Origin of the sequence: Serratia proteamaculans, from assembly GCF_946227095.1 — a bacterium.
In the GTDB taxonomy this organism is placed as follows: Bacteria; Pseudomonadota; Gammaproteobacteria; order Enterobacterales; family Enterobacteriaceae; genus Serratia; species Serratia proteamaculans_E.
In genome coordinates this window covers 327,693-350,303 of record NZ_CAMISV010000001.1, presented here as the reverse complement: position 1 = coordinate 350,303, position 22,611 = coordinate 327,693, and the positions used below count along the sequence as shown (strand labels likewise).

The following is a 22,611-nucleotide window of genomic DNA, read 5'->3' as shown; positions in this document are numbered from 1 at the left end:
TTCACAGCAATAACGGCAGGGTAGCGCTTGCTGTTTCCTGCACGGCCTGGCCGTAAGCAGGGTCAAACTTGGCCAGTTCGGCCACCATAAACTCCACCAGCAACATCGCGCCGACCTTGGCAGGCAGTGCGCCGGCGTTCAGCGGACCTTCCGGTTTGGCCGCCACCAGCAGCACATCCGCCAGTTTGGCCAGCGGGCTGCGCTGGGTGTTGCTGACGGCGATGATCCGTGCGCCGCGTTGTTTGCCCAGGGTCACCGCATGTAACACATCTTTGGTCGATCCTGAGCTGGAGATGACGATCAGCAGGTCTTGCTTTCCCAGCGAAGCTGCGTTCATCGCTGCCCGGTGCATATCACTGAACAACAGCGCCGGTTTGCCCACTCGCAACAGCTTGTAGTGCAAGAAATCCCCGATAATCGCACTGGCGGCGACGCCATAAATCTGCACCGAAGCGCTCTGGTGCAGACTTTCTGCCGCCTGTCGCAGGGCCTGATGGTCCAGCAACGCGCCGGTATCCCGCAATGCCTGCACGCTTTCCTCCACCAGATCCTCCGTGGGGCTCTGGCGCGTGGTCGCCTCAGTCTGGTTTTGTTGCAGGCTCAGCGCCAGCGCCATTTTAAACTCGGTATAGCCTTTGCAGCCCAGATGGCGGCAAAGCCGGGTCACGCTGGCTTCGCTGGTACCGCTCTCGCGAGCCAGTTCGGTGATGGTAAAGTAGACGGCCCTGGACGGCTCCTCGATCACATAGCTACCGAGTTTTTGCAGCGTGGGGCTGTAACTCGTCAGATCTTGCCGCAGCCGCAATAATAAATTTCCAGTATTCATCACGTTACCTTTCTGATTATTCCTCTTTCTATTGTGGCGGAAAGTCGCCGCCGCCCGCCAGCGAAATCGACGTATTGTGAAGCCGATCATCGTTATGATTAAAATTTTCAACATTTGTATTTATTTGTGGTAAAAATTTTCATCATAAAAAATGATGGTGAGGAAAATTTATGTCAACAGCAGGGGAATCAAGGTCCGGCAGCTGGTTTGAAAAAGCCCAGCGGTTCGGAAAGTCGTTTATGTTGCCGATCGCCGTGTTGCCAGCCGCTGGCTTGCTGCTGGGGATCGGTGGGGCGTTGTCCAATCCCAATACTCTGGAGGCCTATCCCTTCCTCAACGTCGGTTGGCTGCAGGGAGTGTTTACCGTGATGGCCAGCGCCGGTTCTATCGTGTTTGCCAACCTGGCGGTGTTGTTCGCCGTGGGTGTGGCCGTGGGCCTGGCCAAAGGTGATAAGGGGACGGCGGGGCTGGCATCGTTGATTGCCTACCTGGTGATGAATGCCACCATCAATGCCTTACTCAAAATCAACGGTTCTCTGGCCGTTGAAAATCCGGGTGCGGTGGGGCAAGGCGTCATTATGGGCATCCAAACGCTGGAGACCGGGGTATTCGGCGGGGTGATCATTGGCCTGGTGACCGGGTATCTGCACGATCGCTACAACAAAATTGCGTTGCCGCAGTTCCTGGGTTTTTTCGGGGGTTCCCGTTTCGTCCCTATTATCTGCTCCCTGGCGGCCATGGGCGTGGGAGCCCTGATGACCGTTATCTGGCCCCACTTCCAGCAGGTGATCTTTGGCCTGGGCGGGCTGGTGGATGCCAGTGGTTATTTGGGCACCTTTATCTATGGTTTTGTGCTGCGCATGCTGGGGCCATTTGGCCTGCACCATATTTTTTATCTGCCGTTCTGGACCACGGCACTGGGCGGCAGCGAAGTGATCAACGGCCAGTTGGTGGAAGGGACACAGCGTATTTTCTTCGCTCAGCTCGCCGATCCACATACCCAGCAGTTTTACATCGGGACTGCGCGTTTTATGTCTGGCCGCTTTATCACCATGATGTTTGGTTTGGTAGGGGCCTGTCTGGCGATGTACCAGACCGCCCGCCCAGAGAACCGCAAACGCGTCGGCGGTTTGTTACTGTCGGCGGCGTTGACCTCGTTCCTCACCGGCATTACCGAGCCGATTGAGTTCTCGTTCCTGTTTGTCGCCCCGGCGCTGTACGTGGTCCATGCCCTGTTTGATGGCCTGGCGTTCATGCTTGCCCATATTCTGCATATCACTATCGGCCAGACGTTCTCCGGCGGCTTTATTGATTTCATGCTGTTTGGCGTATTGCAGGGCGAGGCCAAGACCCACTGGATGTATGTGCCGCTGGTCGGCGTTCCCTGGTTTTTTCTGTACTACTTCACCTTCCGCTTCCTGATTGTTCGTTTCAATTTCAAAACGCCGGGGCGCGGCGAAGAACTGCCGGCCGAAGTGGCACTGGAAGGTACCGCGCGATCGCAGCAGGTGCTGGCGGCGCTGGGTGGCAAAGACAACATTGTCGAGTTGGACTGCTGCGCCACCCGTTTGCGCATTACGGTGAAGCAGAGCCGGTTGCTGGATGAAGCCGGGCTGAAAGCCAGCGGGGCACGTGCGGTGATCATTCGCGGCAATGGAGTGCAGGTCATTTACGGTCCGCACGTCACAATCATTAAAAATGAAGTCGAGGAGTTATTGAATTTATGACGCTTTCTATTTTGCAGCAGATTAAGGGACGGTTGGTGGTTTCCTGCCAGGCATTGGATGATGAGCCGCTGCACAGTGAATTTATCATGTCGCGTATGGCGGTTGCTGCGCAGCAAGGCGGGGCGGCAGCGATCCGGGCCAACAGCGTAGAGGATGTCAAAGCCATCATGCAGGCGGTGACACTGCCAGTGATTGGTATCATCAAACGTGATTATGTCGGCAGTCAGGTGTACATCACGCCCACTTTGCAAGAAATTGATGAGCTGATGACGGCGGGGCCGCAGATGATTGCCCTGGATGCGACCTTGCATCCTCGACCTGGCACCCTGACGTTGGCGGCGTTGGTTGCTGCCGTGCGTGAGCGATATCCCGACGTGTTGTTGATGGCGGACATCGCCACGCTGGAAGAGGCCATCCATGCCGATCGTCTGGGTTTCGACTGTGTGGGAACAACCTTGCATGGCTATACCGAAGAAACCTTGGGCCGTCAGTTGGCACAGGACGACTTTGTTTTTCTGCGGGAGGTACTGGCGGCGGTCAGCGTACCGGTGATTGCCGAGGGCAATGTTGAAACGCCGATAATGGCCGCCCGCTGTCTGGCTTTGGACGCGCATGCGGTGGTAGTGGGCGGGGCCATTACTCGTCCGCAGCAGATCACCCGTCGCTTTGTGGCCGCACTCGGGAACTGATGGGGATCTCCCTGAGGGTTACGTCAGGGAGATTCAGGACTCAGGCGTGCTGTTGGAGGAATTCCCGCCACAAATCAACCAGGCGCTGCAAATCCTGACGGCTGACGTCGAGATGGGTCAGAATGCGCGTCAACGGCCCGCTGCTGATCAGTACCCCGTGCTCACGCATCCAGGGGCCCAGTTTGGCCGCCAGCTCCGGTGACTGACGCAGGTACAGCACGTTGGTCTGCGCGCCCGGCTCGACGATGTCGACGCCAATCCGTTGCAGTTGCTGTTCCAGCCATTTGGCATTGTCGTGGTCTTCACGCAGGCGCTCGACGTTGTGCTCCAGCGCATATAACCCGGCCGCAGCCAGAATACCGGCCTGGCGCAGGCCACCGCCGGTCATTTTGCGCCAGCGCAGGGCCTGCTGGATAAAGGCCTCACTGCCGCACAATAACGACCCCACCGGCGCGCCGAGCCCTTTTGACAGGCAAATGGTGAGGGTGTCGCAGTACTGCACAATCTCTTTCAACGGCACATTCAATGCGACGGTGGCGTTGAAGATGCGTGCGCCGTCGATATGCAAGGCCAACTGATGCTCACGGCTGAACTGCCAGGCCTGCTGCAGGTATTCCAGCGGTAGCACGCGGCCACTGATGGTGTTTTCCAGGCTCAGCAGGCGGGTTCTGGCAAAGTGGATATCGTCGGGTTTGATTGCAGCGGCGACCTTATCGAGCGGCAGGGTGCCGTCCGGGTTCGCTTCAATCGGCTGTGGCTGGATGCTGCCGAGCACCGCCGCGCCGCCGGCTTCGTATTTATAGTTATGCGCCTGCTGGCCGACAATGTACTCATCACCGCGCTGGCAATGGCTCAGTAGCGCGACCAGGTTGGCCTGAGTACCGCTTGGCAAGAACAGCGCCGCTTCTTTACCGGACAGACGGACCGCTTCTGCCTCCAGGGCGTTGACCGTCGGGTCATCGCCGTAAACGTCATCACCGACTTCGGCCTGGGCCATGGCTTCACGCATCGCGGCGCTGGGGCGAGTCACTGTGTCACTGCGTAGATCGATAAACATAAATATCCTTAGCGCCAATGAGAGGAACGACCTCCATCATAGCCGGATTATGGCGTTGCAAAAGCGGAAAATGCGGGGCGCAGCGACGGCCGCGCCCACTGGAGGGTTAACGCAACCAGTTGGTTTTTGCCAGCTCGACCACTTCGTCGCCGCGGCCGTTGATAATGGCGCGCAGCATATACAGGCTAAAGCCCTTGGCCTGTTCGAATTTGATCTGCGGCGGCATTGCCAGTTCCTGCTTGGCGGTGACCACGTCCAGTAACGCCGGGCCCGGGTGTGCCAGCATTTCTTGCAGTGCCACATCCAGATCCGAAGCCTTCTCCACGCGAATGCCCTTGATGCCGGCGGCGTTGGCAATTGCCGCAAAATCCGGGTTGTGCAGGTCGGTACCGTCGGTCAGGTAGCCGCCGGCCTTCATTTCCATCGCCACAAAGCCCAGCACGCTGTTGTTGAATATCACAATTTTGACCGGCAGTTTCAGTTGCGCCAGCGACAGGAAATCCCCCATCAGCATGGTAAAGCCGCCGTCGCCGCACATGGCAATTACCTGTTTGTTCGGTTCGGTGGCCTGCGCTCCAATGGCTTGTGGCATGGCGTTGGCCATCGAGCCGTGGTTGAACGACCCGAGCAGGCGGCGTTTGCCGTTCATTTTCAGATAGCGTGCGGCCCACACCGTTGGCGTGCCGACGTCACAGGTGAAGATGGCGTCATCACTGGCGTACTGACTGAGCTGCTGTGCCAGATACTGTGGGTGAATCGGTTGATCGTCATTGGCGGTCGCCAGCCCGTCGAGATCCTTGCGCGCAGTGCGGTAGTGCTCCAGCGCCTTGTCGAGAAACGCACGGTCGCTCTTCGGTTCCAACTGCGGCAGCAGCGCGGTGAGGGTGGTATGGATATCGTCCACCAGCGCCATATTGACCGGGCAGTGGGCGCCGATGCTACCGGGGTTGATGTCGATCTGAATGATATTGGCATTGGTTGGATAGAATGCCCGGTAGGGGAATTGGGTGCCGAGCAGCACCAGGGTATCGGCGTTCATCATCGCGTGGTAGCCGGAAGAGAAACCGATCAGCCCGGTCATGCCGACGCTGTAAGGGTTATCCCATTCGATATGCTCTTTACCGCGCAGCGCATGGACCACCGGTGCCTGCAGCAGTTCGGCCAATTTGACCACTTCGTCATGCGAGCCGGCGCAGCCACTGCCGCACATCAGCGTAATGTTCTTCGCTTTATTCAGGGTGGCCGCCAGCTTGTTCAGTTCGCTCATTGGTGGCTGCACCAGCGGCAGTGCCGGGGTGTGCCACACCATGCTGGCGTCTTCCGGTGCCATACGCAGTGCTACGTCGCCCGGCAGCACGATCACCGACACGCCGCGATTGAGGATCGCCTTGCGCATGGCAATTTCCAACACCCGTGGCAACTGTTCCGGATTGGAGACCAGTTCACAGTAGTGGCTGCATTCGCGGAACAGTTCTTGCGGGTGGGTTTCCTGGAAATAGCCGCTGCCAATCTCGCTGGAGGGAATGTGTGCGGCAATCGCCAATACCGGCACGTGGTTGCGGTGGCAGTCAAACAGACCGTTAATCAGATGCAGGTTGCCGGGGCCACAGGAGCCGGCACAGACCGCCAACTGACCGGTAAGCTGAGCTTCTGCTCCGGCAGCGAAGGCGGCGACCTCTTCGTGGCGCGTTCCCAGCCATTCGATGGTGCCCATACGGTGCAGGCTGTCGCTGAGACCGTTGAGTGAATCACCGGTGACGCCCCAAATGCGTTTCACACCGGCCTGTTCCAGAGTTTTGGCGATCAGTGTGGCTACAGTTTGCTTCATAATTCCCCCAAGCGTTGTAAAGGCCCCTCATCTTTCAAGCCACAGCCAGTCGGCAAGCGTGACGTGAAATCTATTGGGTATGACTTATCAGTCTTTCTCAAATAAACGCAGTGACATGCATGGAACCGGGAAAGTGTAGAAGGGGAAGGAAAAGCCTGCTTGCCGATAAATGCCCCATCGTGGCCGACGGGGCAGAAAGTGTCAGGCGAGGGTGACGTCACCTTGCAGTTGGCAACTGCAGGCCAGCACGTAGCCCTGGGCGATTTCAGCCGCAGTCAGCGTCATGCTGCTGGTGGTGATGTAGTCACCTTCGAGGATGCGGGTTTTGCATGAACCACACACCCCGGCGCGGCAGGCGGCGTTGACCGGCAGCGCGTGAGCCTCCATTGCCGCCAGCAGCGTGCTGCCGACCGGTACGCGGAACTCCCGCAGAGGGTGAGCGGTCCGCAGGATTAATCCTTCACCTTGTTCGGCATCGGTTTCCGCCGGGGTATGGAATTGCTCCTTATGGAAGCGGCTGGCCGGCACACCAAGCTGCAGGCAAAGCTGTTCTGCCTGGGTCATATAGGGCGCCGGGCCACAGGTCATCACGGTGCGGTCTGCAATATCCGGCGCCGCCTGGCGCAGCACTTCGGCACTGATCCGCCCGCTGAGATAGCCTGGCTGAATATCCTGTTCGGCCATTAGCGTCAGCCGCAGCTGCGGATGCGCCGCACACAACTCGTGCCATTGTTCGGCGAAAATGGTGTCGGCTGGGGTGCGTACGTTAAAGATCACCGCGATATCACAGGCCGGACGGTTCGCTACCAGCCAGCGACACATGGAGATAATCGGCGTGACGCCACAACCGGCCGCCAGCATCAGGTAACGATCGGCCGGGTGCTGTTCACAGCTGAACTCGCCTTGCGCATCGGACAGCCACAGGGTGTTGCCGGGTTTGACTTCGCGGGTTAACCAGCGTGAACCTACGCCGTCCGGTAGACAACGCACGCTGATGTTGAGAAAACGACTCTGGCCGGGCGAGGAGGACAGCGTATAGGCGCGCAGCGTGTCTTCGCTATTGCCAATGCTGACCAGCGCAAACTGACCGGGTTGATAAGGGTAAAAAACATCGCAGATCAGATTCAGCGTCCAGACGTCAGCAGTTTCCTGCTGGATCGAATGCACCTGCATGCGGTTGGGGCAAAGTGGGCTGGGTTGGGTCATCGGGCACCTCAAAAGCAAAGGGGCCGGCATCCGCGGCCCCAGGAATAACGTTATCAGCCGAGAAGGGTTTGCAGATCCTGCTCAACGGTAGTGATCGGACGCATGCCGAACTTGTCGTTGAGGATGGCCATCAGGTTGTCGGTCAGGAAGCCCGGCGCGGTCGGGCCGGTGACAATGTTTTTGACCCCCAGTGACAGCAGCGTCAGCAGGATGACGATCGCCTTTTGCTCAAACCATGACAACACCAGACTCAGCGGCAGCTCGTTGACCGAGCAGCCGAGGGTATCGGCAAGTTTGACCGCCAGCATGATGGCAGAATAGGCGTCGTTACATTGGCCGACGTCCAGCAGGCGCGGCAAGCCTTCCAGGGTACCGAAATCCAGCTTGTTGAAGCGGTATTTGCCGCAGGCCAAGGTCATGATCAGGCAGTCTTGCGGTACGCTGCGGGCGAAGTCGGTAAAGTAGCTGCGTTCATCACGGCTGCCGTCACAACCGCCAACCAAGAAGACATGACGCAGTTTCTTTTGCGCCACCAGGTCGATCACCGTGTCAGCGGCGTTGAGCAGCGTCTGGCGGCCGAAGCCGACGGTGATCATATGTTCGATTTCGCTGTACGGGAAGCCGCTCATGCCCTGTGCCTGAGCGATCACCTGGGCGAAATCGTCCGCTTCCAGATGGTTAACGCCTGGCCAGCCGACGATGCTGCGCGTCCAGATACGATCGCCATAGTTACCGACTTCAGGATCGATAATGCAGTTGGAGGTCATCAGGATCGGGCCGGGGAACTTAGCAAACTCGGTTTGCTGGTTCTGCCAGCCGCTACCGTAGTTGCCTACCAAATGCTTGAATTTTTTCAGTTCCGGGTAGCCGTGTGCCGGCAACATTTCACCGTGGGTGTAGACGTTCACGCCCTGGCCTTCGGTCTGTTCCAGCAGCATGCGCAGATCTTTCAAATCATGGCCGGAGATCAGAATGGCTTTGCCCGCCACCGGACGCACGTTCACCGCGCTAGGTACAGGATCGCCATAGGCCTGAGTCTCACCGTGATCGAGGATCGCCATCACGTTGAAGTTCATTTTGCCGATGCCCATGGCGTTATTCAGCAGGGTATCCACGTCACGCGGCTGGGTGCCGAGCCAGGCCATAAAAGCGTGGTAGTCGGCGTAAATCTGGTCATCGGACTGGCCCAGCACGTGGGCGTGTTCCATATAAGCCGCAGCGCCTTTCAGGCCGTACAGGCACAGCATACGCAGGCCGTGCACGTCGTCACCGACCTCGGCCTTATCAGTATTTAGGGCAAACTGCGCGGCCTGTTGCAACAGCGGAGGCATATCATCGCCGGCCAACTGCAGCGTGGCCAGGGGATGATCGACGCGCACGCCAGCGTCCAGCAACCGGCAACGGGCGGCCAGTGATTCGCGCAGGGCGATGGTTTCGCGTGCGTACCCGATGATGCGGTCTGAATCGAAGTTAACGTTGGTCAGGGTCGAGAAGAAGGCGCGTGGGGCAAAGCTGTCGATATCATGATCGACGATCCCCAGCGCCCGGGCCTGCAGCGCCCAGGCGGATAATCCCTGTAGCGCTGCGACCAGCAGATCCTGCAGGTCAGAGGTTTCCGCCGTTTTGCCACACATGCCCTGGGAATAGGAGCAGCCGTTGCCGGCTGGGGTACGGATGGTTTGTTCACATTGCACACAGAACATAATCGCTTCCTTTTTAAAGTTGCATTTATAATGCTTGTTTATGAGCATAGATCGGCAACCGGGGCTTAAAAAGGCTTTTGTGAGGCAACCAAGGGCAAGTTTGATTTAGCGCAATTTTGGCGTGAGGATGGGAATTATTACGCTTTCCGGGGGCGATGCCCCCGGGCAGAGATCAAGAGAACAGGGCGATCAGTACCGGTGCCAACAGGCTTAGCAGGAAGCCGTGCACAATGGCCGGTGGCACTATCTCCATCCCCCCGCTGCGTTGCAGCACCGGCAGGGTAAAGTCCATTGAGGTGGCGCCACACAGACCCAGTGCGGTGGAACGGCTGCGACGCACCAGCGTTGGGATCAGCATAATCGCTACCAGTTCGCGCGCCAGGTCGTTAAAGAAGGCTGCACTGCCCAAGACCGGGCCGTAGGCGTCGGTGATCAGGATGCCGGAAAGCGAATACCAGCCAAAACCGGACGCCATCGCCAGCCCGGCTTTGATCGGCAACCCCAGTAGCTGTGCTGCCAGCGCGCCCCCGGCCAGTGCGCTAATGACTACCACTACCGCCACCATCATGCCGCGACGGTTAAGCACGATCTGGCGCAGTGTCATGCCGCTGTTGCGCAGTTGGATGCCGACCAGCAGCAGCAGGAAAATCAACGCGTACTCGCTGCCTTTATTGGCGAATTGCAGCCATTGCCATTGCGTCAGACCGAGCAGGAAGCCGCCGAGCACCACGCCGCACAGTTTGAACGACTCGAGTGCCATATGCAGGCGTGAGGGCAGCTTTTCCTGTTTATGGCTGTTGTGCCACGGCATTTTGCGTTCCAGCAGCATCAGCATCAGTAAACTGGCGACGAGAATGCACAGGAAAAACACCGAGGCATACTGGAATATCAAGACCAGGTTGCTGCTCAGATCCTCCAGAAACGCCAGGCTGATGCCCATAAAGAACAGGATCACGTACACCATCCCACTCAGCAGGCGGTTGATGGTTTGCAGTAACGTCCTGCTGCGTAAAGAAATGAGGTAACCGGCAATCAGCGGTAACAGAATAATCAGCAGTCCTGAATACATGGTGAAGCTTACGTCCTTTGTTCTGAGGGCGGCGCCTGGATGAGCGGCGAGGCTCCACACGCTAACCAAAACAACGGCCGGAGTAAAGCGGCAGATTTAACCTCGCCCGCTTGACCTGCAAGGGGTTTTTTGACCATGCTCTGAGGAGGTCACCCCATTAAGGACGGTGGCAGTGCGCACGGGAGGCGACAGATGTTCTTAGAGCGTATCGAGATTGTAGGTTTCCGCGGCATTAACCGGCTGTCATTGATGCTGGATGACAACACGCTGCTGCTCGGCGAAAACGCCTGGGGTAAATCCAGCCTGCTTGACGCGCTGACCTTGCTGTTGGCCCCAGAGCCCAAGCTGTACCGTTTTGAGGCGCATGACTTTCATTTCCCGCCCGGTGAGGAAGAGGCCAAAGATCGGCATTTGCAGGTGGTTTTTACCTTCTGCGAGAAGGACGTTGGCCATGCTCATCTGCCCCGTTACCGCCATCTGTCGCCGCTGTGGATTAAGGGTGACGATAACCTGAACCGCATTTATTACCGTTGCGAAGGCGAATTGGCCGATGACGATACGGTATGTACCTGGCGCGGCTTCCTGGATGCCGACGGCAATGCGATGCAATTGCATCATATTGAGCAACTGGTACACGCCATTATCCGTATTCACCCGGTACTGCGCCTGCGCGATGCGCGTTTTATCCGCCGCCTGCGGCCCAGTACGCTGAATAACGAAAACCCGGCCGATAACAAGGCGCTGTCCCAGCAATTGGATCAACTGACGCGTGAGCTGGTGCGTAATCCGCAAAAATTGACCAACGCCGAGATGCGTCAGGGGCTGGCGGCCATGCAACAACTGCTGGAGCACTACTTTGCTGAACAGGGCTCGCAGGTGACAAGGCCACGCCGACAGCGGCTGGATCAAGATCAGGATCAGCAGGCATGGCGCTCGCTGGACAGTATCAACCGCATGGTGGCCGAACCTAATAGCCGCAGTATGCGTCTTATTTTACTGGGCATGTTTTCTACGCTGCTGCAGGCCAAGGGCAGCGTCAAGCTGGATCCGCACGCCCGACCACTGTTGCTGGTAGAGGATCCGGAGACCCGACTGCATCCGATCATGCTATCGGTAGCCTGGGGGCTGCTGAACCAATTGCCGCTGCAGCGCATCACCACCACCAATTCCAGCGAACTGGTCTCCCTGGTGCCGGTTGAGCACGTTTGCCGGTTGGTGCGTGAGTCGGGGCGGGTTGCCACTTATCGCCTTGGGCCACGCGGGTTGGGCCCGGAGGACGGGCGACGCATTTCATTTCATATTCGCTTTAACCGACCGTCTTCCTTGTTTGCCCGCTGTTGGTTGTTGGTCGAGGGTGAAACGGAAGTCTGGCTGCTGAACGAATTGGCGCGCCAGTGTGGTTATCACTTTGAAGCGGAAGGGGTTCGGGTCATTGAGTTCGCCCAGTGCGGCTTGAAGCCTTTGCTGAGGTTTGCCCGGCGGATGGGCATTGAATGGCATGCGCTGGTGGATGGCGATGAGGCGGGAAGAAAATACGCCAGCACCGTACGCGGCATGCTGGATAACCATGAGGACAATGAGCGTGACCGACTGACTGCATTACCGGCGCCGGATATGGAACACTTTATGTTCCGTGAAGGCTTCAGCTCGGTCTATTACCGGGTGGCCTCCGTGCCGAGCAATGCTCAAATGCCGGTGCGTAAGGTAATCCTCAAGGCGGTGCATCACTCTTCCAAGCCTGACCTGGCGATTGAGGTGGCGATGACCGCAGGTGAGCGGGGCACGGATTCGGTGCCCCCTCTGCTGAAAAAAATGTTCTCACGTGTGATCTGGCTGGCGCGCGGCCGGGCCGATTAGGCCTCGGTAAAGCGGGGTTGGGCGTTGAAGTGCTGCGCCATTCCCAGTTCAAACTGGTCCAGCAGTTGATAGCGACGGCGGTATTCAGCACGTTTTTTGCTGACCACTTCATCTATTGGTTTGCGAGTGATGTGTTCCGGCAGCAGGAAATAGCCGCTTTCCAGCATTTTGCCGCCCATGGATATCCAAAATTGATCGTAATCGGCATGCAGTTGCTGTTTCTTTTTACTCTGATAGCGCCAATTCTGGTAGATATGGGTGGTGTTGCCGACGGCCACAATTTGCTGAATGCCCAGATGACGAGCCAGAGTGCAAATGCCTTCCAGCGCCAGCCGTTTCGGGAACAACCCGTGGCACTCTTTGGTGGCCTGCTGGATTTCCGCGTGCGGTACCTCGTGATTGGCCCCCTGTAACCCCCCGATGAACAGCGTTGGCTGCTGCTGATAGTGCATCAGTGCAAAGGTGATTTCCGCCAGCATAATCCCATTGGCATTACGCAGCAGCAGAGTAGCTTCCCCTTCTTTATTCAGGTGATCGATGGCTGCCAGTTCCAGTGTCACTGCGTCACCACTCTTGCCGTTGGCGCTGGTCAGCGCAAAGGGCTTGTTCAGATGACCGAGCAGCATTTTCATTGGCATGCGTTGCTTGCTGAGATCGTAATGATCGCGCAGGGCGAACAGGCCCTCGATTTTACTCATGTTCGCCGCCAGATAAGGGCGATGCAGTTTGCACGGCAGGTTAGGTTGCGCGTTCAGGATCTCATCCAGCAAAGGGTTGGACGCCAGCATGTTGAGCAGGCCACTGGTGGTGTGCCAGGAAAATAACGAACGGCCGATAAACTTAAGGCGGAATGATGTTTTCTTCCAGGCTTGGCTCGGCACTTTGTCGCCATTGGCCAGCGCCGTCATCAGTTGCCAGCCGTTAAGCGGGCGAGCAGATACGAGTGGATAGCTTAGCTGAGACATGATGAAATCCTTTACTGTATTGAATGATGCTATTTCAACAAGCCTTCACTAAACGGGAGTTCAATACAGAATGTAACCAAGGGTGTCTCCACAATGTGTTGAGCTAAGGTTTAGTTATTCATCACTGTGCGTGATAATTTAGCCTCCGTTGCCGCTATTGGCAGTATGAATTGCAACAGACAGGAACCTATTTTGACGTGGTTTAAAGGACATAAGCGACGCTGGATCATGGCGCTGATCGTACTGGTGGCGATTGCTGCCGTAGCGGCCTGGCACTTTGGTCACCCGACAGCGACCCCATTTAAAACGGTGAAGGTTGCCAAGGGCGATCTGCAGCAAAACGTATTGGCGACCGGCCAGCTTGACGCGGTGCGCAAGGTTGACGTGGGTGCCCAGGTCAGCGGTCAGTTGGAAAGCCTGTTCGTCGAGATTGGCGATCGGGTGAAAAAGGGCCAGTTACTCGGCGTGATTGATCCGCAGCAGGCGCAAAACAGTATCCGCGAGGGGGAGGCCACCCTGCGTGAGCTGCATGCCCAGTTACAGCAGGCTCAGGCAGAACAACAGCTGGCTGCGGTCACACTGCAACGCAATCAGGCGCTGGCCAAACTGCAGGCGGTATCACGCCAGGATCTGGATCAGGCGGCAACCCAACTGGCGGTGAAAAAAGCACAGGTGGGCACCACTCAGGCGCAGATCGCCAAAAATCAGGCCAGCCTGGATACCGCAAAAATTAACCTGGCGTTTACTCGCATTGAAGCGCCGATGGACGGTGATGTGGTGCAAATCACCACCTTGCAGGGCCAGACGGTGATCGCCGCCCAGCAGGCACCGAACATTTTGACCCTGGCCGATCTCAGTACCATGTTGGTGAAGGCTCAGGTATCGGAAGCGGACGTCATCAGCCTCAAACCGGGCCAAAAAGCCTGGTTTACCGTACTGGGCGATCCGAACCGGCGCTTTGACGGCGTGCTGAAAGACATTCAGCCGACGCCGGAAAAGGTCAATAACGCCATCTTTTACTATGCACGTTTTGAAGTGCCAAACCCCGAGGGATTGCTGCGACTGCAAATGACCGCGCAGGTGCATATCCAGCTGTCGGGCGTTAACCAGGTGCCGATCATCCCTTTGGCGGCGCTGGGCGATCAAATCGCCGATAATCGCTACCAGGTTTCGATATTGAAACAGGGCAAGGAGGAAAAGCGTGAGGTGGCCATTGGTCTGCGGAACAATATTGACGTGCAAATCCTCAGCGGATTGAACATCGGCGATGAAGTGATTGTCAGCCGCGGCGGCGCGGAGGCTCTCTGATGGCCGCGTTGCTGGAACTGAGCGGTATTTGCCGCAGCTATCAATCGGGCGATCAGACGGTGGCGGTACTGAAGGACGTGAGCCTGAGCATCGACGCCGGCGAAATGGTGGCGATTATGGGCGCCTCTGGCTCCGGCAAATCGACGCTGATGAATATTCTTGGTTGCCTGGATAAACCCAGCGCCGGTGTGTATCGGGTGGCAGGGCAGGACGTCGCGATGCTCGATGGCGATGCGCTGGCCCGGCTGCGGCGTGAGCATTTTGGTTTTATCTTCCAGCGTTATCATTTACTGCCCCATCTGAGCGCGGCGCATAACGTTGAGGTACCGGCAGTGTATGCCGGGCTGGGGAAGGTGGCACGGCGCGAGCGGGCGGTGGCGTTGTTGCAGCGGCTGGGGCTCAGTGAACGCGTGGGCTACCGGCCAAGCCAGCTTTCCGGCGGTCAGCAGCAGCGGGTCAGTATTGCTCGTGCATTGATGAACGGTGGGCAGGTGATCCTGGCGGATGAGCCGACCGGTGCCCTTGACAGCCACTCCGGCGAAGAAGTGATGGCGATCCTCAAGCAACTGCGCGGGCAGGGGCATACGGTGATTATCGTCACCCACGATCCGGCGGTGGCCCAGCAGGCTGAGCGGATCATTGAAATTCGCGATGGGGCGATCATTGCCGATTCACGGCCGGAACAGCGTCGCAACCCGAACGCCAAACCGCTGGAAATGGTAGCTCCGGCACCGTCCTGGCAGCAAACCACCGGCCGTTTCCGTGAGGCGCTGGTGATGGCCTGGCGGGCGATGGCGGCAAGTAAAATGCGTACCGCGTTGACCATGCTGGGGATTATTATCGGCATCGCCTCGGTGGTGTCGATCCTGGTGATCGGCGACGCTGCCAAACAGATGGTGCTGGCGGACATCAAATCCATCGGCACCAATACGGTCGACATTTATCCCGGCAAGGACTTTGGTGACGACGACCCGACCTTTCGCCAGGCGCTGAAGTACGACGACCTTGCCGCGCTCCGTGAGCAACCCTACGTCAACGCACTGTCACCCACCATTGCCAGCAGCATGCGGTTGCGGTTGGGTAACGTCGACGTGGCGGCCAACGTTACCGGGGTCAGCGAGCAGTTTTTCCGCGTGTACGGCATGACCTTTACCCAGGGTATTGGTATTGATCAACTGCAGGTGCAATCGCAGTCGCAAACGGTGGTGATTGACGCCAATACTCAGCGCCGGCTGTTCCCGCACCAAAAGGACGTGGTGGGGCAGGTGATCCTGGTGGGCAATATGCCGGCGACGGTGGTCGGGGTGGCGAAAGAAAAACAGTCGATGTTCGGCAGCAGCAAGACGCTGAACGTCTGGGTGCCCTACAGCACCATGGCCAATCGGCTGATGGGCAACGCCTATTTCGATTCGATCACCGTGCGTATCCGCGAGGGCTACAACAGCCAGGAGGCGGAGCAGCAGTTGACGCGCTTGCTGACGCTGCGCCATGGCAAGAAAGACATCTTCACCTATAACATGGACAGCCTGGTGCAGACCGCAGAGAAAACCACGCGTACGCTGCAGCTGTTCCTGACGCTGGTAGCGGTAATTTCACTGGTGGTTGGCGGGATCGGCGTGATGAACATCATGTTGGTGTCGGTGACAGAACGCACCCGTGAGATCGGCATTCGTATGGCGGTGGGGGCTCGATCCGGTGACGTACTACAGCAGTTTCTGATTGAAGCGGTGTTGGTGTGTCTGGTCGGCGGCGCGTTGGGCATCATGCTGTCGTTTGCCATCGGCCTGCTGGTTCAACTGGTGCTACCGGGGTGGCAAATCAGTTTCCCACCGGCGGCGTTGCTGAGTGCGTTTGTTTGTTCTACGGCGATCGGCGTGGTATTCGGCTATCTGCCGGCGCGCAGTGCAGCGCGGCTTAACCCGATTGACGCGCTGGCGCGCGAATAAGCCTGCCCTATGAATTTCAAGCTGCAGTTAGGCGCCCAGCTCGCTCATCCCCAGGCGCTTACTTAAGTAAGTAACTGGGGTGAGCGAGTGCAGGTAACAACGCTGCAGCTTGAAATACGACGGGCATAATAAAAAATGCCAGTCATACGGCGGCTGGCATTCTTTGCGGTGTTTCAGACTGACTTGGTGGAAGCGTTTAGGCCAACGCCTCGCTTTCCACTGGCACAATAAGACTCGCATGGTTCCCTTTTGGCCCCTGGTGCACGTCAAAACTGACCTGCTGGCCAGCTTTTAGCGTCCGGTACCCGTCCATCTTGATCGTAGAGTAATGGGCGAATATGTCTTCGCCGCCGCCTTCAGGACAGATAAACCCAAACCCTTTGGCGTTGTTGAACCATTTAACAGTACCCGTCTCCATGCTTTTACATCCCTCGCAACGCTATTTTTAGGTGAGATGAATAACTGAATTCGCACCCGCCAATGGCAGGCAGCAGATGAGCCTGAGAGTGGTTAAAACACCACCAGCTCACGAATTTACACTCTAGAGCAAATGATCATCACGTCAAGGGATCGGCTTTTGTCGGTGGGGGGCAGTTCATCAAAGTTTGAAGCAGGTAACGCTATTGACATTGTTTGGTAACAATTCGTCAGTGATTTTTGCGCACGTTCCAGTGCGGCGGGATGGCGGCGAAGATGATAAAATAGTATGGATACCCCACTTTGAATAACCGGAACCTGTCCCCATATCAAAGGACAGAGCAGAGAAGATGAGCAGCGATGGGCAATAACAACGATTGGCTAAATTTTGAACACTTAGCCGAAGAAAAACAAATCGATGCGGTAAAACCGCCGTCTATGTATAAAGTTATACTTAACAACGACGATTACACACCGATGGAATTTGTGATTGACGTTCTGCAAAAGTTCTTTTCTTATGATATTGAACGCGCAACGCAACTGATGCTCACGGTCCACTATCAAGGCAAGGCGATCTGCGGTGTTTTTACCGCCGAGGTGGCGGAAACCAAGGTCGTACATGTGAACCGTTATGCCAGGGAGAACGAGCATCCGTTGCTTTGTACGCTGGAAAAAGCCTGAATAAGGCAATCTATTGGGGAGGTGCTTATGCTCAATCAAGAACTGGAACTCAGTCTCAACATGGCTTTCGCCAGGGCGCGTGAGCACAGACACGAGTTTATGACCGTGGAGCACCTGTTGCTGGCATTACTCAGCAACCCTGCCGCGCGGGAAGCGCTTGAGGCATGTACGGTGGACCTGGCCGCTCTGCGCCAGGAACTCGAAGCCTTTATCGAACAAACCACGCCGACGCTGCCCGTCAGCGAAGAAGAGCGCGACACTCAGCCGACGCTTAGCTTCCAGCGCGTACTGCAGCGTGCGGTATTCCATGTGCAATCTTCCGGCCGCAGCGAAGTCAGCGGCGCCAACGTGCTGGTGGCAATTTTCAGCGAGCAGGAGTCGCAGGCGGCTTACCTGCTACGCAAACACGACGTCAGTCGTCTTGACGTAGTGAACTTCATTTCACATGGCACACGTAAAGACGAGCCGGGCCAAGCGCCAAATGCGGAAAACCCGGTGAATGAAGAGCAGTCCGGAGGGGAAGACCGTATGGAGAACTTCACCACCAACCTCAACCAACTGGCCCGGGTGGGCGGCATTGATCCGTTGATTGGCCGTGACCCTGAGCTGGAACGCGCTATCCAGGTACTGTGCCGTCGCCGCAAGAACAACCCGCTGTTGGTGGGTGAGTCCGGCGTGGGTAAAACCGCGATTGCCGAAGGGCTGGCCTGGCGCATTGTGCAGGGCGACGTTCCGGAAGTGATGGCGGACTGCACCCTGTACTCCCTGGATATCGGTTCGCTGCTGGCGGGCACCAAATACCGCGGCGACTTCGAAAAACGCTTCAAAGCCCTGCTGAAACAGCTGGAGCAGGATAAGAACAGCATCCTGTTTATCGATGAGATCCACACCATTATCGGCGCCGGTGCGGCGTCCGGTGGGCAGGTAGATGCCGCCAACCTGATCAAACCGCTGCTTTCCAGCGGCAAGATCCGGGTCATCGGCTCGACCACCTATCAGGAATTCAGCAACATTTTTGAAAAAGACCGTGCGCTGGCCCGTCGTTTCCAGAAAATCGACATTACCGAGCCGACGCCGGAAGAGACCATCCAGATCATCAACGGCCTGAAAACCAAGTACGAAGCGCACCACGATGTGCGTTATACCGCGAAAGCGGTGCGTGCGGCGGTTGAGCTGTCGGTGAAATACATCAACGACCGTCATTTGCCGGACAAGGCTATCGACGTGATCGACGAGGCGGGTGCTCGCAGTCGCTTAATGCCGATCAGCAAGCGCAAGAAAACCGTCAACGTTGCCGACATTGAGTCGGTGGTGGCGCGTATCGCACGCATCCCGGAAAAAACCGTGTCGGCGAGCGATCGTGATGTGTTGAGAAGCTTGGGCGACCGTCTGAAAATGCTGGTGTTCGGTCAGGATCAGGCGATTGAAGCACTGACCGAAGCGATCAAGATGAGCCGGGCGGGTCTGGGGCACGATCGCAAGCCTGTCGGTTCCTTCCTGTTTGCCGGGCCAACCGGCGTCGGGAAAACCGAGGTCACGGTTCAGCTGGCGAAGGCGATGGATATCAAGCTGCTGCGTTTTGACATGTCCGAGTATATGGAACGTCATACCGTCAGCCGCCTGATTGGTGCGCCTCCGGGCTATGTCGGTTACGACCAGGGTGGTCTGCTGACCGATGCGGTGCTCAAACATCCGCACTCGGTAGTGCTGCTGGATGAAATCGAGAAGGCGCACCCGGACGTGTTCAACCTGCTGCTGCAGGTGATGGACAACGGTACCCTGACCGATAACAACGGCCGCAAGGCGGACTTCCGCAACGTGATCCTGGTGATGACCACCAACGCCGGGGTGCGCGAGACAGAACGTAAATCGATCGGTCTGGTCCAGCAGGACAACAGCACCGACGCGATGGAAGAGATCAAAAAAGTGTTCACGCCGGAATTCCGTAACCGCCTGGACAACATTATTTGGTTCAACCATCTGTCGGCCGAAGTCATTCAGCAGGTTGTCGACAAGTTTATCGTCGAACTGCAGGCACAGCTGGATGCGAAGGGCGTGTCGCTGGAAGTGAGTGACGAAGCGCGTGACTGGCTGTCAGTGAAAGGCTATGACCGTGCGATGGGGGCTCGTCCAATGGCACGTGTGATGCAGGAAAACCTGAAGAAACCGCTGGCCAACGAATTGCTGTTTGGTTCACTGGTGGACGGCGGCTCGGTGAAAGTCGAGCTGGACAAAGAGAACCAGAAACTGACTTACCAATTTATCAGCGCGTCTATGCGCAAAGCGGATGAAGGTGCGGTGCACTAAGTCCGGGGTCAGATAAAGAAAAAGCGATGCTTCGGCATCGCTTTTTTTATGGGTGAAAATCATCACCACAACAGAAATGATTGAGCCCTCTCAGTTTACCTGCGCACCTGCAACTCGATGTTGAACGTTGCTACGGGGGTAAACGGAAAGGGCTCCGGAGGCATTACATCCTCGGTGCCGCCATCGGCTGGCGACGAGTGAGCCGATTAACGGCTACGGAAGACAATGCGGCCTTTGCTCAGGTCGTACGGGGTCAGCTCTACAGTGACTTTGTCGCCCGTCAGGATGCGGATGTAGTTCTTACGCATTTTACCGGAGATATGTGCGGTAACCACGTGCCCGTTTTCTAATTCAACGCGGAACATGGTGTTTGGCAGCGTATCAAGAACGGTGCCCTGCATTTCAATATTGTCTTCTTTGGCCATCGAATCCTCTAGGTCTAACTACCTTAGTTTTTAACCGGCAAGATAATGCCGAAAAACCCACATTATGTAAAGAAGTGTCGGTGAACATTGCACCGTTTCCGCAAAATTAGTTTGTTGGGGAGGGTGGTTCAACCTGCTGTGGGGGTAACACTTGCGGTGCCCAACACTCTGGCGCTAATGGCTTGCGCTGAAGTTGGCTGAGCTGCTGCAAAAATTGTCTTCGGGGGATCTCTCTCGCACCCAGCGTGGCAGTGTGAGCGTTAAGCACCTGACAGTCAATCAATTCTCCGCCATAAGCGGCAAAATGGCGGCAAAAAGTCATCAGGGCACACTTGGAGGCATTGGTGGTACGGCTAAACATTGACTCGCCGCAAAACAGCGCCCCCTGAGCGATACCGTACATGCCGCCGACCAGCTCTTCATCCTGCCAAACCTCGATCGAGTGGGCGAAGCCAAGGCGGTGCAGATGCAAATAAGCACGTTGTACTTCCGGGCCAATCCAGGTGCCTTCTTCCGGTCGATCGGCGCAGGCGGCGATCACCGCGGCAAAGTCGTGATTCAGCGTAATGCGAAAGGGGTTACTGCGCAGAAAACGTTTCAGACTGCGGCTGATATGACGTTCGGCCGGGAACAGCACCGCACGGGGATCGGGTGACCACCAAAGAATGGCTTCCCCCGGCGAAAACCAGGGGAAGATGCCACGCTCATAAGCGGCCAGCAAGCGCGGCGCGGTCAGATCGCCGCCAATTGCCAGCAGCCCGTTAGGATCGCGCAGAGCGCCCTCAGGAGAGGGGAACGCCAGTGACTGCGGTGACAGCTTAACAATGCGCATATAAGGTCTCAGCGTCCTCTACAGGCCATTTTACAGTGGTATACCACTGATACGTTGGCGGAAGTGGGCGTAACGCCCCTGTTGACGCATCAGGGTGAGATGATCACCTTGCTCGACAATCTGGCCGCCGTCCATCACGCAGATGCGGTCCAGGTGCTCCAGCCCATACAGACGGTGGGTGACCAGGATCAGCGTTTTCCCCTGACAGTGCTGGCGCAGCAACGCCAGGATCTGCTGTTCGGTTTCGGCATCCAGGCCTTCGGTCGGTTCATCGAGCAGCAACAGGGGGGCCTGATGCAACAGCGCACGGGCAATGCCCAGACGACGTTGCTCACCGCCGGAAAGCTGGCGACCGCCATCTCCCAGCCAGGCGTTCAGCCCCTCGTTCTCCAGCAGCTTGTCTAGCCCGACCTGCTGCAAGACCTCACGCAGCTGTTCATCGGTTGCGGCCGGGGCGGCGATACGCAGGTTTTCACGCAGCGTATCGCTGAAAATATGCACCCGCTGGCTGACGACGGTGGTCATCTGGCGCAGGGTGGTTTCATCGTAAGCGCTCAGTGGCTGGCCGTTGAGCAGCACCTGGCCGCTATCGGCGTTCCAGGCACGGGTCAGCAATTGCAGCAGGGTCGATTTGCCACAGCCGGTACGCCCGAGCAGAGCAATGTGTTCACCGGCGGCAATCTCCAGCGTGACATTCTGCACTACCGACAGCGGTTGGTCGGGATAGGTGAAGGTCAGCCGTTGCAGACTCAGCGCAGCGCCTTTCTCAGCCGCCGGGCCGCTGGTAGGGAAGCTGACCTCTGGCTGCCGGTCGATGACCTGTTTCACCCGCGTGGCGGAAGCGATCACCTGGCCCAGATGCTGGAAAGCACCGGCCACCGGCATCAGCGCCTCAAATGAGGCCAGCGCGGCAAACACGAACAGCGCAATCAGCGCGCCGGGTTGGCTGTCGCCACCGATACCGGCCGCAGTGAGCCACAGCAACAGTGTGACCGTCAGGCCGCTGGCCAGGATCATCAATGCCTGCGCCATGCCGCCCAGCGAAGCCTGCTGCCATTGACGGCGCTGCCAGTGCTGCTCGGTGGTATCCAGATCGGCGCGGAAGCTTTCAACGGCGCCAAACACCACCAGTTCGGCCTGGCCCTGCAACCAGGCGGTCAGATCGGTACGGTACTGGCCGCGCAGCGCGGTCAACTGGCCGCCAATCGGCTTGCCTGCACGATAAAACACCGGGGGCACCAGCAACAGCAGCATCAGCAGAATGCCGCCCAGCGTCAGCGCCAGGGAGGTGTCCAGCCAGCTCAGGCCGTAAGTGACGACCACAATCACGGCGGCAGCGCTGACCAGCGGTGAAATCACCCGCAGGTACAAATGATCCAGCGTATCGACATCCGCCACCAGACGGTTAAGCAGATCGGCCTGACGGAAACGGGCAATGCCGCCTGGCGACAGTGGCAGGATCTTTTTAAAGGTAAACACCCGCAGATGGGACAGCACGCGGAAGGTGGCATCGTGACTGACCACACGTTCGGCGTAGCGCCCGGCGGTGCGGAAAATGGCGGCACCGCGGACACCGGCGGCCGGCAGCATGTAGTTGAAAGTAAACAGGCCCGCCAACCCGGCGAGGGCCGAGGCGGCGAGGAACCAGCCGGACAGCGCCAGCAGGCCGATGCTGGCCAGCAGCGTAACGATGGCCAGAACAATGCCCAGACAGATCAGCAGGCTGTGACGACGGTATAGCGCCAAGAACGGCAGCAAAACGCGCATG

At 57.6% G+C, this 22,611-nt stretch carries 18 protein-coding genes; 7 read left to right on the top strand and 11 right to left on the bottom strand.

All coding sequences use genetic code 11. From position 1 onward, the window contains the following. Window position 1: 1 nt before the first annotated feature. A complete protein-coding gene (locus tag OC597_RS01790) occupies window positions 2–829 on the bottom strand; it encodes a MurR/RpiR family transcriptional regulator (RefSeq protein WP_262207152.1) in 828 nt (275 codons plus the stop codon). 167 nt (window positions 830–996) lie between these two features. Here OC597_RS01790 and OC597_RS01785 point away from each other — a divergent pair, with 167 nt between their 5' ends. Together OC597_RS01785 and OC597_RS01780 are read left to right on the top strand one after the other, a co-directional pair. Continuing rightward, window positions 997–2,553, top strand: coding sequence for a PTS transporter subunit EIIC (locus OC597_RS01785; RefSeq protein ID WP_262207150.1), 1,557 nt, complete (start codon window positions 997–999; stop codon window positions 2,551–2,553). Beyond that, window positions 2,550–3,242, top strand: coding sequence for an N-acetylmannosamine-6-phosphate 2-epimerase (locus OC597_RS01780; RefSeq protein WP_262207149.1), 693 nt, complete (start codon window positions 2,550–2,552; stop codon window positions 3,240–3,242). Before OC597_RS01785 ends, OC597_RS01780 begins: the two co-directional genes overlap by 4 nt. Window positions 3,243–3,282: 40 nt before the next feature. Here the strand turns inward: OC597_RS01780 and ltaE are convergent, their stop codons facing one another. The 5 genes from ltaE to OC597_RS01755 all read right to left on the bottom strand — a co-directional run bounded on the left by ltaE (window position 3,283) and on the right by OC597_RS01755 (window position 10,105). Continuing rightward, entirely contained in the window at window positions 3,283–4,299 is a 1,017-nt protein-coding gene (gene ltaE, locus OC597_RS01775; RefSeq protein ID WP_262207148.1) for a low-specificity L-threonine aldolase, read from the bottom strand. Between the two features lie 106 nt (window positions 4,300–4,405). Beyond that, complete coding sequence (poxB, locus tag OC597_RS01770; RefSeq protein ID WP_262207146.1) at window positions 4,406–6,127, bottom strand: ubiquinone-dependent pyruvate dehydrogenase; 1,722 nt, start codon at window positions 6,125–6,127, stop codon at window positions 4,406–4,408. A gap of 201 nt (window positions 6,128–6,328) precedes the next feature. After that, the gene (gene hcr / locus OC597_RS01765) at window positions 6,329–7,333 is read right to left on the bottom strand and encodes an NADH oxidoreductase (protein WP_262207144.1); all 1,005 of its coding nucleotides are present in this window, start codon (window positions 7,331–7,333) and stop codon (window positions 6,329–6,331) included. Window positions 7,334–7,386: 53 nt separating this feature from the next. Next, the gene (hcp, locus tag OC597_RS01760; RefSeq protein ID WP_262207142.1) at window positions 7,387–9,036 is read right to left on the bottom strand and encodes a hydroxylamine reductase; all 1,650 of its coding nucleotides are present in this window, start codon (window positions 9,034–9,036) and stop codon (window positions 7,387–7,389) included. Window positions 9,037–9,208: 172 nt separating this feature from the next. Continuing rightward, complete coding sequence (locus tag OC597_RS01755; RefSeq protein WP_262207140.1) at window positions 9,209–10,105, bottom strand: LysO family transporter; 897 nt, start codon at window positions 10,103–10,105, stop codon at window positions 9,209–9,211. 192 nt (window positions 10,106–10,297) lie between these two features. Between OC597_RS01755 and OC597_RS01750 the strand changes: the two genes are divergently transcribed. Beyond that, a complete protein-coding gene (locus OC597_RS01750) occupies window positions 10,298–11,962 on the top strand; it encodes an ATP-dependent endonuclease (RefSeq protein ID WP_261253149.1) in 1,665 nt (554 codons plus the stop codon). On the opposite strand, the gene OC597_RS01745 is transcribed toward OC597_RS01750, so the two are convergent. Beyond that, complete coding sequence (locus tag OC597_RS01745) at window positions 11,959–12,927, bottom strand: VirK/YbjX family protein (protein ID WP_261253150.1); 969 nt, start codon at window positions 12,925–12,927, stop codon at window positions 11,959–11,961. The two genes, OC597_RS01750 and OC597_RS01745, sit on opposite strands and share 4 nt — an antisense overlap. Before the next feature lie 192 nt (window positions 12,928–13,119). Here OC597_RS01745 and macA point away from each other — a divergent pair, with 192 nt between their 5' ends. Continuing rightward, the gene (macA, locus tag OC597_RS01740; protein WP_261253151.1) at window positions 13,120–14,235 is read left to right on the top strand and encodes a macrolide transporter subunit MacA; all 1,116 of its coding nucleotides are present in this window, start codon (window positions 13,120–13,122) and stop codon (window positions 14,233–14,235) included. Beyond that, window positions 14,235–16,181, top strand: coding sequence for a macrolide ABC transporter ATP-binding protein/permease MacB (gene macB, locus OC597_RS01735; protein ID WP_262207139.1), 1,947 nt, complete (start codon window positions 14,235–14,237; stop codon window positions 16,179–16,181). The genes macA and macB overlap by 1 nt, the downstream gene beginning before the upstream one ends. A 196-nt stretch (window positions 16,182–16,377) precedes the next feature. Here the strand turns inward: macB and cspD are convergent, their stop codons facing one another. Then, the gene (gene cspD, locus OC597_RS01730; RefSeq protein WP_012006105.1) at window positions 16,378–16,599 is read right to left on the bottom strand and encodes a cold shock-like protein CspD; all 222 of its coding nucleotides are present in this window, start codon (window positions 16,597–16,599) and stop codon (window positions 16,378–16,380) included. A gap of 359 nt (window positions 16,600–16,958) precedes the next feature. Between cspD and clpS the strand changes: the two genes are divergently transcribed. Together clpS and clpA are read left to right on the top strand one after the other, a co-directional pair. After that, the gene (gene clpS / locus OC597_RS01725; protein WP_004928347.1) at window positions 16,959–17,279 is read left to right on the top strand and encodes an ATP-dependent Clp protease adapter ClpS; all 321 of its coding nucleotides are present in this window, start codon (window positions 16,959–16,961) and stop codon (window positions 17,277–17,279) included. A 27-nt stretch (window positions 17,280–17,306) separates the two neighbouring features. Further along, window positions 17,307–19,586, top strand: coding sequence for an ATP-dependent Clp protease ATP-binding subunit ClpA (clpA, locus tag OC597_RS01720; protein WP_261284112.1), 2,280 nt, complete (start codon window positions 17,307–17,309; stop codon window positions 19,584–19,586). 206 nt (window positions 19,587–19,792) lie between these two features. Here clpA and infA read toward each other — a convergent pair whose 3' ends face one another. The 3 genes from infA to cydC form a co-directional block, all read right to left on the bottom strand. Next, window positions 19,793–20,011, bottom strand: a complete 219-nt coding sequence (gene infA, locus OC597_RS01715; RefSeq protein ID WP_002211347.1) for a translation initiation factor IF-1 — start codon at window positions 20,009–20,011, stop codon at window positions 19,793–19,795. Window positions 20,012–20,117: 106 nt separating this feature from the next. Further along, on the bottom strand, window positions 20,118–20,843 hold the full coding sequence (gene aat, locus OC597_RS01710; protein ID WP_085116052.1) for a leucyl/phenylalanyl-tRNA--protein transferase: 726 nt from the start codon (window positions 20,841–20,843) through the stop codon (window positions 20,118–20,120). 30 nt (window positions 20,844–20,873) lie between these two features. After that, window positions 20,874–22,610, bottom strand: coding sequence for a heme ABC transporter ATP-binding protein/permease CydC (gene cydC, locus OC597_RS01705; RefSeq protein WP_262207135.1), 1,737 nt, complete (start codon window positions 22,608–22,610; stop codon window positions 20,874–20,876). Between the last annotated feature and the right edge of the window lies 1 nt (window position 22,611).